Source organism: Nocardia arthritidis (assembly GCF_011801145.1).
In the GTDB taxonomy this organism is placed as follows: Bacteria; Actinomycetota; Actinomycetes; order Mycobacteriales; family Mycobacteriaceae; genus Nocardia; species Nocardia arthritidis_A.
In genome coordinates, this window is sequence record NZ_CP046172.1 from 7,131,870 (window position 1) to 7,144,302 (window position 12,433).

Sequence of the window (12,433 nt, forward strand, 5' to 3'; positions counted from 1 at the left end):
GCGTCGCCGAGCCCCAGCGGTGTAAACGACGGTCTCGCAGAAAGATCGAGGAAGTCATGACCGACAGCCTGTACGAGGACTTGGATCGGTTGACCGGGCAGATCGAGCCGCAAGTGCTCGCCTGGCGGCAACACCTGCATCAATACCCGGAGCTGTCGAACCGCGAGCGCAACACGGCGGCGTTCATCGCCGACCACCTGAACACCTTGGGGCTGAACGAGGTTCGGACCGGGATCGCCGGACACGGCGTGGTGGGTGTGCTGCGCGGTGGGACGCGGGGCGACCGGGTGATGGCGCTGCGAGCCGATATCGACGCGCTGCCGGTGAAGGAGAACTCCGGCGTGCCCTTCGCCTCGACCGTGATCGACGCCGACTATCCGGGCGGACCGTTCCCGGTGGCACACGCCTGCGGGCACGACTGCCACACCGCGATGCTGATGGGCGCCGCTAGCGTCCTATCCCGAGTGCGAGAACGACTTTCGGGCACGGTGTTGTTCGTATTCCAGCCTGCCGAGGAAGGTGCACCGGCAGGAGAACGCGGTGGCGCGGCGCGAATGCTGGCCGAGAACGCGCTCGCCGACCCGGCCCCGACGATGGTCTACGGCCACCACGTGTCACCGTATCCCCTTGGGCACGTGGGGTTTCGGGCCGGGAACCAGTTCGCCGCCTCGTGCATGGTCGAGATCACGGTGTCCGGTAAACAGGTGCACGGCTCCACACCCTGGCGGGGCATCGATCCGATGCCCGCGGCCGCGGACATCATCTCGGCGATGGGCCAGCTCTACCGGCAGCTGGACGCCTTCGCTCCGGTCACCATCTCCATCGGACACATCGAAGACGTGGGCCGGTTCAACATCATCGGCGAGACGGTCACCCTGTGGGGCACTATCCGCAGCCTCTCCCGGACGACCATGGACCAGGCCGAGCAGCTGGTCACCCGCACCGCCGACCACATCGCACGCGCCTACGGCTGCACCGCGAAAACCACCTTCCGGCAACCGGTTCCACCGGTGCACAACCAGCCGCGATGGGTCGATGCGGCGCTACCCACTCTCGGCAGGGTCGTCGGAGCCGACAGGCTCGTCGAGATCACCCCCACCCTCGGCTATGACGACGTGTCCTATTTCGTCGACGCCTACGGCGGTCTGTACGTATTTCTCGGCGCGCAGGACACCCACCTGGTCGACGGTTGGCCCGAGCCCCTCCCCGGTGGGCGGGGCATGGCCGTCAACCACAACCCCGCCTTCTACGCCGACGACTCGATCCTGGCCACCGGCATACGACTGCACACCCACATCACCGTCGACCACCTGACCGGGCGGATCACCGTCTCCTGACGGCTCGGCCCGCTGGACGGCACAAGCACTATCGATAGGAAACATATGACAACCACCCAGGTGATCAACCCGGCAACCGAACAGGTGATCACGACGGTCGAGATGGCCGATCTTGCCGCCACCGACGCCGCTATCGAACGCGCCCACCGGGCGTGGGCAGGCTGGCGGACAATCGCACCGGGCGATCGAGCCCGATTGCTGCGGCGCTTCGCCGAGGCCGTCGACGCCGACCTGGACCATTTGGCCGAGCTGGAGGTCGCCAACGCGGGCCACCCCATCACCGTCGCGCGCTTGGAGGCGGCCAATGTCCGCGACGTGCTCCAGTACGCCGCCGGAATGCCCGAACGCCTACTGGGCCAACAGATTCCGGTTGACGGCGGCATCGACATCACCTTCCACGAACCCTTGGGCGTGGTCGGTGTGATCGCGGCGTGGAACTTTCCGATGCCCATCGCGGCCTGGGGGTTCGCGCCCGCACTCGCCGCAGGCAACACCGTGGTGCTGAAACCAGCTGAGCTGACCCCGCTTACCGCACTTCGCCTGGGCGAGCTCGCCCGGCAGGCGGGCCTGCCCGAGGGTGTTTTCCAGGTCCTGCCCGGCGAAGGCCCGGTAGTGGGGCAACGCTTCGTCACCCATCCCGCCGTGCGCAAGGTCGTGTTCACCGGCTCCACCGGGGTCGGCAAGCGGATCATGGCGGGCTGCGCCGAACAGGTCAAACGAGTCACCCTCGAATTGGGCGGCAAGAGCCCCAATATCGTCTTCGCCGATGCGGATCTGGAGCGTGCGGCCGCGGCCGCACCATACGGCGTCTTCATGAACTCGGGCCAGGACTGCTGCGCACGCTCGCGAATTCTGGTGCAGCGCAGCGTCTTCGATCGATTCCTGGAATTGCTCGAGCCAGCGGTGCGGCGCTTCCGGGTCGGTGATCCATTGGACGAAACCACCGAGGCGGGCCCGCTGATCTCGGCCGCGCATCGCGAGCGAGTCGCCGGATTCGTCGATCCGGCCGCGGTGGCATTCACCGGCGAACGGCCCGACGGACCCGGATTCTGGTATCCGCCAACGGTTGTCCTGCCTTCCGGCCCCACCGAACGGGTATTCACCGAGGAGATCTTCGGACCCGTTGCCGCGGTGCTGCCGTTCGACGACGAGGCCGAGGCCATTCACCTCACCAACGACACCGAATTCGGACTGGCCGGGTCCGTCTGGACCCGCGACCTCGGCCGGGCATTGCGGGTATCCCGCGCCGTCGAGGCGGGCAATCTATCGGTGAATTCGCATCTCTCGACACGGTATTCGACCCCGTTCGGTGGATCCAAACAGTCCGGCCTCGGCCGCGAACTCGGTCCAGACGCCGCACTCGCGTTCACCGAAACCAAGAACGTCTTCATCGCCACCGATTGACCCGTGACGCAGGGGAGCCACCGAATCGTCGTTGTCGGTTTAAGACAATCCAGAGAGTCATTACTGTCCGCCATCAGCCTAGATAGAGACAGGCTGTGGGTGATGTAGTTGAACAAGGACAATGAAAATGGTTGCGACATAAGGAGGTTCCGATGACGGACGACATGGCATTCTTCGCGAGAACTCTCGAGGGCACGCCGATGCCGCCTTCATTCGACACCGTGGCGGAAGAACGTCGGCACCGTAAAGAACGGCTGGCCGCCGCGTTCCGGCTATTCGGCAAATTCGGGTTCGAGGAAGGCGTGGCGGGACACATCACCGCCCGCGACCCGGAACTGACCGATCACTTCTGGGTCAACCCGTTCGGCCTGTCGTTCAAGCACATTCGGGTCAGCGACCTGATCCTGGTCAACCACAACGGCGACGTGGTCGAGGGCGCGCGCACGGTCAACGAAGCCGCCTTCGCCATCCACTCCCAGGTCCACCAGGCCCGCCCGGACATCGTCGCCGCCTGCCACAGCCACTCCATCTACGGGCGGGCACTGTCGACCCTCGGCCGAAAGCTGGAGCCGCTCACCCAGGACGCCTGCGCCTTCTACCAGGACCACGGATTGTTCGAGGACTACGCGGGCGTGGTCACCGACCTGGAGGAGGGCAAACGCATCGGCGTCGCCCTCGGCGACTACAAGGCGGTGATCCTGCGCAACCACGGACTGCTCACCGTCGGCGACACCGTCGACGCCGCCGCGTGGTGGTACATCACCATGGAGCGCTCCTGCCAGGTCCAACTCCTGGCCACCGCCGCCGGACAGCCGATACCCATCGACCCCGACAACGCGGCACTGGCCCACCGCCAGGTCGGCAGCAACCTCGCCGGATGGCTCCAATTCCAGCCGCTGTACCAGCAGATCACCCGTGAACAACCCGACCTGTTCGACTGACAGCACCCAAACCCGTGCTCGGCCAAGGCATCACGACCGCCGCAGTGGCCGAGCCGGACTGATGCCGAGCAGCCGTAGGCGGTTCACTCGCAGCTTCCCGCGGCTGCTCGACCCCAGAGAGTCGAGGCGAGATGCGAAAGAAGTTGGCGCCCAACGGGTTCTGTGACGAGCGGTTCACCGGTGTGCGCGAGGCTTTCGAGGCGTCCCTGAATCACAGCGAGGGCGAGCAATCCGACGGCCACGATCCGATCCTGGGCGGGCCGGTCCGATTCGGTATGGGCTACGAATTGGCCTCCGCCCAAACGCCGCTGCCCAACCGCATCACCGCGGTCTCCGACCACAGGCCGACCGCGCGGAATAGGCCACCGGAACCACGAAGTGACCACGGCGAGGCCGGGTTTCGCGAGGGGATCGACGCATAGTTTCTCTTTGAACCCGAAGTACCGTAAAACACCCGGCAAGCGTCAACCCACCAACACGCGGAAGTCGGCAATTCGGCCGATTCCTACCGAAGTCATACTAGTCTCAGTTAATATTTTGCAGCTTGTTTGTTTGTGGAAGTGCAGGCGCCATTGGACACCGGTCCACGCTGGTGAAGGATGACAGGTGACCAGCCTGTGCACGGCTACGGAGACGGCGAGTAAGGATTCCGGCACCGGGCACAATCAACTGAAAATTGGCTACACGCCAAATGAGTTGCGCTATCCGGCAGCCAAGCCGGACAATTTCGCGCCTACACCCACAATACTGGCCGCCATCTCGGCCAATTTATTTGTTTTCCGGAAGTCATTGGTTTGCCTCTGCTATGGAAGCGGGTGCATCTACGGTGATGATCACGGAATGGCCGGTACGACGGTTGCTGATAGCCGCAACGAGCGGTTTGGTGGTAGTCGTCATTGCCGAAGTGCTGATCGGGCGCGAACTCCGATCTCGATGGACGTGTGCCCAGTCGGTTCCTGAATCCGATCAGGGGCGGCCGGGCCGGGCCGCTGTCGATCCATGGCACGTGGGCACCGATGGCCACGAACCCGTCGATACCGGCTTGTCCGCGTCGGCGCTCGTCGGCTCCGAGATCAACTACAACCTCTGGATTACCTTCGATGCGCCCTTCGGCAGCGGCGCTGACGGCACCCGACTCGATGACTCATCGGATTCGTGGGCAGGGTTGAAAACGGCCGAGCCCGGTGCCGCGGCGGCGAGTCGCGCCACGCGAAAGGACCGGCGTCCGGGTAAACACCGGCTACCTCCGCCGCCGGGCGCGCTCAAAGGCCGCACCGCGGTTGTCGCGGTGGCGGCAGGCGCTGCCGTTGCCGCGGGGCAGACAGGGATCGCGACGTCGGCCTATCATTCGCGCGCCGTCGATCGTCAGGGCGGTCCGGCCGATGCGATCGCGGCACAGACCCCTATCGCGACCGACACATCCCTGTCCGACGCGACATCTCCGCAGGTTCTGAATGTCGGCGCGGCAACCGATCTCACCCAATTCGATGGCATCCTGCGTAACGGCGAGCAGTTCGCGGCGGATCTCGCCGCGGCCTCCTCGGCGAAGCTCCCTCCACTGTGGGCCAAGTTCGCCGAGGGCACGCTCACCTCCGGATTCGGCCAACGCTGGGGAGCGATGCACCCGGGCGTCGACGTCGCGGGCGCTTTCGGCTCGCCGATCCGTGCAGTGGCCGACGGAGTAGTACTTGAGGCCGGCCCGGCGAACGGGTTCGGACTGTGGGTGCGGGTGGGCCACGATGACGGAACCGTCACCGTATACGGTCACGTCGACGCCATCACGGTGGAGGCCGGGCAGCGGGTGACGGCTGGTGATCAGATCGCCACAATGGGCAACCGCGGATTCTCCACCGGAACCCACGTCCATTTCGAGGTCTGGAAGTACGGTTCCGACAAAATCGATCCCATCCCCTGGCTGGCCTCACGCGGCATCGACCTCGGCCCCGAACGCGACTGACCAGCGGTGATTCCTTGGCGCGCCAACTCCTCACCCTTCACTCTCGTCGGTGAGGATCATGCTGAATCCAATTTCCATATGACTCTCCCGAATTCGTGGAACCCGACAGGTAAGTCACCCACAGTCGTCATCGTCCAGCGGGGCTTCGTGCGGTGTTGAAGATGCGTAGTGCTTGACCCGCGAGCCTCCTGCGGGCTGCCAAGACCTTCTGCGCGGCCGGGTCCGTGATCGGCCGGAGTTTGCCCTCCGGGGTGAGCATCGATCGGGGTACCTCGAAGCGGCGGAGAATCACGTCGGAAGCAGTGTCCGCCGAGGAGGCACGCGCCACTTGATCGAATATCTTGGCGTAGCTGGTCCGCAATTCGTGGACGAGGTATGCCACCTGCGCGGTCATATCGAAGAGTATGTCGGCGCCTCGATTCTGGAATTGGAACAGCCCGCTGCGTCGTGATTTCGAGGTCCACTGCGCCAGCCCGATACCGGGGGCCCGAGGGCCTTGCGTCGCAGAGCGGTTCATGACTTGTTCGGCGGTGAATTCCCGCACCTTCCCCGATCTGTCGGGCGCGGTCATCGGAGAGTTGGGCTTGCTGCGTTCGACCCTGTTCGGAATCACACCGGACTCCGCCGTGAGATTGCCGACGACACCCGCGGCGCCTTCCGGGCTGAACCCGTGCACATCCACCAGAAGTGTCATGACCCGGAGGATCCGCTGCTCCACGGTGGCCGCCGCCCAATTGACGATCTCACCGCGCGCACCCACCTGCACAGCGAGTTGACGCACTCGGGGATCGGCTCGGGTGACCTCGCCGTCGATGCACAGCAGTGGGTCCTCGTCCTTGGCTTCGACTCGCCGGCTCATCGACCTGGCACAGAAAATCGCACCGGCTATCAGCAGCGCATTGTGTCCGGGATCGGCCGTGAGCGGATCGATTCCGACGCGTCCCAGGCTTTGCCATGTCCGGACCAGTCCCCATTCGTTATCGCTGAGTGGGCCACTGTCCCGGTCGGCCGGCGGATTGCTCGTACTCGCTTCCCAGTCGGGTTCGAGTTCCGCGAATTCCTCGTACTCCTCGAAGTCCTCGGCGGACTCGGTTCCGAAATCCTCGAAGTCCTCGACGAATTCGGTCTCGAACTCTTCGACGGTGGCCCATGCGTCCTCGCCTGTGCCGCGCGACCCGAAGCCCGCTGTCCGGCGTCCGCGCGTTCCGCCCGACTCGAGCCGGATGTTGCGCATGCGCAGGACCGCCTGTCCCGCAAGGCCGTACCCGCGCTGATCGCTGATGCGCCTGGCCCAGTGCTCATTCCGTCGGTGAGGACGGTGGCCGCCCTCGACGACCCAGGCGTAATGCCCGGGCAGACGACCCTCCAACTGCCATCCGAGCGCGTAAGCCGCGCCGGCGGAAACGGGACGACCGTTCACCAGCACGGACAGCGAGGCACTGCGCTCGCCGGCGTGGCCGCGAATCAGCAGATCACCCGGGCGCAGCGTGGTGATCCGCCGTCGTGAGTCGGCGACACATTCCAGGTATCGGTTCAACTCGATGGCGGTGAAGGGATCGAGCTTCAGTACGAACGCATTGAACAACTCCTGGGGTGTGGTCTTCAGGGCACGGAGCACCGCATCGGGATTCGGGAGCCGTGCCGGCTGAGCGGTGGCGCGCGATCCTCCACCGTCGGGTGGACCGGATGGCCACCTTCGACGAGGCGGCGGCAACGGTGGTTCCGCGATCGGTTCATCCGGCGGCGGCGTCGGTCCGGCAACGGATTTGGCTGGTTCGGGCTCGGCGCCCGCTGGGGTGTCCGGCGGCGATGCCACGGGCTCGGCGACGGCTGAAGTATCCGGCGGGGGTGCGGGGGCAGCGTCCGAGGCGACGGACGGATCGAGGGCGTCGAGTTCTTCCATGGGTTTCTCCGCAGTAGGCGACTGGACGAGGTCGGAATCGGTGAGGGCCGTGGCGAGGTCGAGGTAGCCGTTGCCCGCGCGCAAGGTGTCGTCCGCCCCGTAGGGACGGCAGCTCGTGAGTAGGTGGCGGCGCAGTTGCCCGGCCGGAGCGCTCCCGCCGAATTGCTCGAGGAGACAGGCGACAGCCCCGGTGACATGGGGCGCGGCCATGCTTGTTCCGCTCATGCGGGTGAAAAGTGCTGGCTCACCGGGAATTTCGCTACTCGAACGGCTGCGGGCGACCAGCACGTCACGTCCGGGGGCCAGCAGATCGGGTTTGTGGCGACCGTCGACCGTCGGACCGCTGCTGCTGAAATCGGTTGCGGGCCAACCGGGGCTGTGCTGGTCGTAGGCGCCGACGGTGAGGGTGCGCAGGCCGTTGCAGATCGATCCGGTGGTGGTCGTCACGGCTGCGATATCGACGGGGAAGTGCAGCTGATCGCGTCGGATCGGCTCGCGTTCGGCCCAGGCGTGGTAACGACCGTCGACCACATCGATCCCGCGTAGCACGATGTGCCAGACCCCGTCCGGTGCATCTGGCTCGAGGCGGATCAGCACCTCGTTGCGGGCATTGTTCGGATCGCCGGTGCGATGCGCGATCCGCGCCATGTCCGCACCGTCGATCGTCAGCGTGTCGCTGTCACCGGGGCGAGTGAATATGCGGGGTTCATCCTGCGGGGCACACAGGCCCACCGTGATCCGGTCCAGGCCCGAATACCAGAGGTCCACCTCGTGTGCCACCGAAGATGCGTTGGTGCACAACGGAATTCGTGCTTCCGAACCGGCCAGCAGCTGCCCTTCGACATGGGTGGACGTCTGAAAGTAGTTGCCGCACGATTGCACGACCATGCGGCCGGGCCCTGCGAGCACCGCGGCGTCGAGGGCCTGCTCGACCAGTGTGCTGCCGTCGTGCGGGCCGCCATGGCGACCCATGCTCAGATTGATCACCCACGGCCGCTCACCCGCGACGCGCTGGATGAAGTCGATGGCCTCCACCAGCGCGACGGAATCGCCCAGATCCTGTGGGCCGTCCGGACCCCAGGTCGACAGGTGGACGAAGACGAGCGCCGCGGTCGGGGCGACCCCGGAGATCCCGCCGCACGGCGATCCCGCGGCAATGGAGGTCGTCGCGGTGCCGTGTGCCCCGATCCCCAGATCCGACAGCGCGGGGTCATATCCGAGGGTGGCGACGGGATCCGGGCTGGTGAGGGCGGCGTCGATCTCGGCGGCGGTGTGAATTCGCCCGTAGCCGAACCGGTTCGGCGCACTCGGGTCGGGCCCGGGCTGCTGGTTCCAGAGGGCCAGCAGGCGGGTACGGCCATCCGAGGTGCGGAAGGCCGGGTGGGTGAAGTCCAGCCCCCAGTCGACCACCCCGACGACCACACCGCGACCGGACACGACCGGATCCGACGGTCGCCGGCCGTCGGTGTCGAGCACCGCGAGATCGGCGATCCCGGCCGAATCGGTGAAAACATCGGGCCGATACAAGCGAGGTGCCTTGACGCTCAACACATCTGGGTGTGCACGCAGCTCCGCGACGGCAATGCGGGGCAGTCGGACCGTCGCGATCGGCCCGAAACGTGAGACCACCCGGACCGCCTCGGGTAGCGCCGCCCCGCCGCCGAGCCGCACCAGCACCGACACCTCGTCATCCGGGCCGCCGAACTCGATCAGCTGCCGGAGGGCCGGATCCATGGCACAACCGTCAGCTCGGCGTCGGCGTGGTACCGCGGCCGCCGCGCCCGCCGCCCTTCGGCACGGGTGGTTCCGGTGCGGATTTCGGCGACTCCGGTGGCGTCGAAGTCGGTGGGGGCGACTCGGGTGCCGCCACGACGGCTGTGCTCGGCTGCGACTGTTGTCCGGCAACCGTGGCGATGAGGACCAGGCCAAGGGGGCTGCTTCCCATCAGGCCGCCCAGCAGTTCGAGCTGGCTGGCTTGATCTCGGTCCTTCATATCGCGGGTAAGTGCGGTGGCGAGGACAAACCCCAACACGTTGAACGTCACTGCTGTCTCCCCAGCGCACCGGACAAAGCCAGCACCATGATCATCATGGTGGTGCTGTCACTCGAGCCGAGCAGTCCACCGCCGCTGCCGCTTTGACCGCCGCTGCTGCCGAATCCGCCGAGCAACAGGATCGGGAGCAGCGCACCGAGGGTCGAATTGGTGCCTTTGAACGCGTTGGTGAGCAGCGGCAGCAGGATGATCGCGTCGCGGGCGGTGGACAGGTCCTGTCGGATCGTCTTCAGTTGGCCGCCTTGGCGTTTCACATCCCGTCCGAGCGTGGTCACGCTGGCGTTGACCCGCTTGATCGCCGCGCCGTTGCGATTGATATAGCCATCCAGTCGCTGAACCGCCATCTGGAATTGCGCCTGGGTCACCGGCCTGCTGGTCGGACGTGGCGGTGGCAATGTGGCGCGCGGCAGGCTTATGCGGCGTGGCTGCCACGCCTCATCGGACGCCTCGTCCGATTCGTCCATCCCCTCGTCGTATTCGTAGTCGTATTCGTAGTCGATGGCTTCATCAACCGACATGGCGTGCGGTCCTTTCAGTGCAATTTCTCTGGGTTCTATTGCTGCGCAAATGGTTTCGGCGAGGATTGGGCTGTGGTCGTGTCGATCCGCGGTCGATCCGAGATGGCACGTGGAAATCGCCGTCGCACAGCGGGTTCGATGAATTCCGCGAACAGCGTCGGGTCCGGGAACCTCCCGCCGGGCCTGCCCCGGCCGCGGCACCGCGGGCAGTCGGCCGCGTCACCCCAGCACCGTGGGCACGCGCCGAGCGCGTCCGCGAGGGCACGGTTGCGTCGCCGCAACACCTCGACCTCGTCGTACAGGCGCTCCAGTACATCGGCGACCACGGGGTCCGACTGCTCGACAACCTGCGGTTCGGACAGCTGCGCCTGCTCCATGGCCTGGCGTTGCCGCAACGCCGAGATGACTTGCGCGGCAACCGGATCGTCACCGACAGCCTGCTGCACCAGCTCCGGCAAATTCAGCCCGGCTCCGGCATCGGCGTCACCCGACAACCGTGCCAACAGGATTCGCTGCAACTCGTCCTGATCTATTGTCACGAGAACTCCGGAAGAATGTTGAACGGATCTGGTAATCAGTAACTTTCGAACGGCGGGTCGGCGTAGAACGCGGCCTCCGCCTCGTCGTAGACCTCATCGAGCCACGACTCGTCGACGTCGTCGGTGTACGAGCCGTTCACCTCGACCGGAAGCAGTTGGGCGTACAGGAGTTCGGCGCGCACTTCCGGGCTGGCGCGGTCGAACGCTGCACCGACGTAATCCTCGCCTTCATAGGGAGCGATCGTCTCGGATTCGACCGATGCCCTATTCGCCAGCAAACTCAACAGATTCGTGATCGCCGCGACCGGCACCGAGGTCCCGGCCGCGGTGGGCAGCGTCGGCGAACCGATGTTGCCGAGCAGCATCGACCCCAGCGCCTGCTGTGTCGTCGGACTGCCGAGGGCGCCCAGCAATTGAATCAATGCCGGCAGCGACGCATCGGTAGGCCGAGGCGCCCGCCTCCGCCGCGCCGGGCGAGGTCGTGCGCTCACGGGCGCGGCCGACGCCGGGGCCGCCCCTCCGGAGAGCGCGCTCGTCGCGCCACCGAGTAGTGCACCGCCCAACATGCCCCACGGGCCCAGCGACGCGCCCGCCGCCGCGCCGGAAACAGCGCCGCCCGCCGCTTTCGCCACGACCGGTGCGACAGCCTTCGCCGCACTACTGAGCGCGCCGCCGACATCGTCCAAAAACCTTCGACATCCTCGAGTTCGACCTCGGGACCGAATCGACCGCGCACCACCGCTTCGGCTTGCGTGCGAGGGAGATGGCGGTACTCGGGCGCCAGCGCACGCGTCAATCTGGGACAGGTCTGCTGCCAATCTGTCATCGAAACCCCCGGTGAAGAAACGCCGGCGACCTATGTCGCCTGACCACGCCTGCCGTGGGTCATCGCGTCCAGGTTCGAGCACACCATGAGTCAGGACACGGTCGCTATCGGCAAAAATGCGTATTCCGATACGTTCACCGCAACCCCGCGCGAATACTTGTTCGTGGGGTATTTATCCGATTCAGATCTGCGTCGCTTCGCGTTGTTCACGACCACACTGGAGCAGATCACTCGTCCAGACTCCGAGCTCGATGAGCTGCACGTTCTCGTCCTCGAAGCGATGCGGGCGTTGCTGCCTTGCGACGTACTCAGTTACAACAAGATCGTCACCGGCGGTCCGAACACGATCCTGATCCAGCCGGATGATGTGATGGGACCGGTAGAGCAGGAGATATTCGAAGCCCTCTTACCGACCCATCCGATCATCAACCACATTCGCGCCACCGGTGACACCACGGCAATTCGCTTCAGCGATGTCATCCGCTCCGCCGAACTCGCCCGCAACCCGCTTTACACCGAGTTCTTCTGCAGGCTCGGTTTGCACTACCAGTTGGCTTTCAGTACCGATTTCGGCGACGGAATCGTTGTCGGGATAGCCGCGAACCGATGCGGCTCGGACTTCTCCGACACCGACCGCGTGCTGGCCGATCTCGCCCGCGGCCAACTAGTGCACGTGCACCGCGCGGCCGACCTGCGGGCAAAACTCGAGGCTGTCCCGGACAACTCGCACAGTCGGGCTCGCCTCGGCCTCACCCCTCGCGAGCATCAGGTGCTGGAACTCGTGGCCGATGGCTGCACCAACATGACGATCGCTCGACGGCTCGACATTTCCCGCCGTACCGTCGATAAGCACCTGGACCACATCCGCGCAAAACTCGCGGTGCCCAACCGGACAGCCGCCGCCCTTGCCGCCTTCCCCACTCGGATACGGGAATCGGAGTAGGTAACAGAACAC

12 protein-coding genes are annotated in these 12,433 nt (G+C 65.7%); 7 read left to right on the plus strand and 5 right to left on the minus strand.

Going from position 1 to position 12,433, the window contains the following annotated elements:
• Positions 1 to 56 precede the first annotated feature (56 nt).
• The 6 genes from F5544_RS32125 to F5544_RS32145 all read left to right on the plus strand — a co-directional run bounded on the left by F5544_RS32125 (position 57) and on the right by F5544_RS32145 (position 5,639).
• The gene (locus F5544_RS32125) at positions 57 to 1,337 is read left to right on the plus strand and encodes a M20 metallopeptidase family protein (RefSeq protein ID WP_167476658.1); all 1,281 of its coding nucleotides are present in this window, start codon (positions 57 to 59) and stop codon (positions 1,335 to 1,337) included.
• 45 nt (positions 1,338 to 1,382) lie between these two features.
• Positions 1,383 to 2,741 (plus strand): aldehyde dehydrogenase family protein, encoded by a 1,359-nt coding sequence (locus F5544_RS32130; protein WP_167476659.1) that lies wholly within the window; start codon positions 1,383 to 1,385, stop codon positions 2,739 to 2,741.
• A 152-nt stretch (positions 2,742 to 2,893) separates the two neighbouring features.
• Positions 2,894 to 3,682, plus strand: coding sequence for a class II aldolase/adducin family protein (locus F5544_RS32135; protein WP_238846768.1), 789 nt, complete (start codon positions 2,894 to 2,896; stop codon positions 3,680 to 3,682).
• A 131-nt stretch (positions 3,683 to 3,813) separates the two neighbouring features.
• Positions 3,814 to 4,104, plus strand: coding sequence for a hypothetical protein (locus F5544_RS32140; protein WP_167476660.1), 291 nt, complete (start codon positions 3,814 to 3,816; stop codon positions 4,102 to 4,104).
• A gap of 184 nt (positions 4,105 to 4,288) precedes the next feature.
• Complete coding sequence (locus F5544_RS46680; protein ID WP_238846769.1) at positions 4,289 to 4,642, plus strand: hypothetical protein; 354 nt, start codon at positions 4,289 to 4,291, stop codon at positions 4,640 to 4,642.
• Positions 4,643 to 4,688: 46 nt separating this feature from the next.
• Positions 4,689 to 5,639: a M23 family metallopeptidase gene (locus F5544_RS32145; protein ID WP_238846770.1), complete on the plus strand. Its 951-nt coding sequence runs from the start codon at positions 4,689 to 4,691 to the stop codon at positions 5,637 to 5,639.
• Between the two features lie 127 nt (positions 5,640 to 5,766).
• On the opposite strand, the gene F5544_RS32150 is transcribed toward F5544_RS32145, so the two are convergent.
• From F5544_RS32150 to F5544_RS32170, 5 genes are read right to left on the minus strand one after another with little or no spacing between them, the layout of a single operon-like run.
• Entirely contained in the window at positions 5,767 to 9,276 is a 3,510-nt protein-coding gene (locus F5544_RS32150; RefSeq protein ID WP_167476661.1) for a phage tail tip lysozyme, read from the minus strand.
• A 10-nt stretch (positions 9,277 to 9,286) separates the two neighbouring features.
• Positions 9,287 to 9,586, minus strand: a complete 300-nt coding sequence (locus F5544_RS32155; protein WP_167476662.1) for a hypothetical protein — start codon at positions 9,584 to 9,586, stop codon at positions 9,287 to 9,289.
• Complete coding sequence (locus F5544_RS32160; protein WP_167476663.1) at positions 9,583 to 10,113, minus strand: hypothetical protein; 531 nt, start codon at positions 10,111 to 10,113, stop codon at positions 9,583 to 9,585. Before F5544_RS32160 ends, F5544_RS32155 begins: the two co-directional genes overlap by 4 nt.
• A 35-nt stretch (positions 10,114 to 10,148) precedes the next feature.
• On the minus strand, positions 10,149 to 10,652 hold the full coding sequence (locus F5544_RS32165) for a hypothetical protein (protein WP_167476664.1): 504 nt from the start codon (positions 10,650 to 10,652) through the stop codon (positions 10,149 to 10,151).
• Positions 10,653 to 10,687: 35 nt separating this feature from the next.
• Entirely contained in the window at positions 10,688 to 11,338 is a 651-nt protein-coding gene (locus tag F5544_RS32170; RefSeq protein WP_167476665.1) for a hypothetical protein, read from the minus strand.
• Positions 11,339 to 11,563: 225 nt separating this feature from the next.
• On the opposite strand from F5544_RS32170, the gene F5544_RS47160 reads away from it, so the two are divergent.
• Positions 11,564 to 12,421, plus strand: coding sequence for a helix-turn-helix transcriptional regulator (locus tag F5544_RS47160; RefSeq protein ID WP_275106981.1), 858 nt, complete (start codon positions 11,564 to 11,566; stop codon positions 12,419 to 12,421).
• The last annotated feature ends 12 nt before the right edge of the window (positions 12,422 to 12,433 follow it).

Bases quoted from the DNA above. Each gene is read 5' to 3' on its own strand.
- F5544_RS32125 (WP_167476658.1), top strand. From the start codon at position 57: ATGACCGACAGCCTGTACGAGGACTTGGATCGGTTGACCGGGCAGATC.
- F5544_RS32130 (WP_167476659.1), top strand. From the start codon at position 1,383: ATGACAACCACCCAGGTGATCAACCCGGCAACCGAACAGGTGATCACG.
- F5544_RS32135 (WP_238846768.1), top strand. From the start codon at position 2,894: ATGACGGACGACATGGCATTCTTCGCGAGAACTCTCGAGGGCACGCCG.
- F5544_RS32140 (WP_167476660.1), top strand. From the start codon at position 3,814: ATGCGAAAGAAGTTGGCGCCCAACGGGTTCTGTGACGAGCGGTTCACC.
- F5544_RS32150 (WP_167476661.1), bottom strand. From the start codon at position 9,276: ATGGATCCGGCCCTCCGGCAGCTGATCGAGTTCGGCGGCCCGGATGAC.
- F5544_RS32160 (WP_167476663.1), bottom strand. From the start codon at position 10,113: ATGTCGGTTGATGAAGCCATCGACTACGAATACGACTACGAATACGAC.
- F5544_RS47160 (WP_275106981.1), top strand. From the start codon at position 11,564: ATGAGTCAGGACACGGTCGCTATCGGCAAAAATGCGTATTCCGATACG.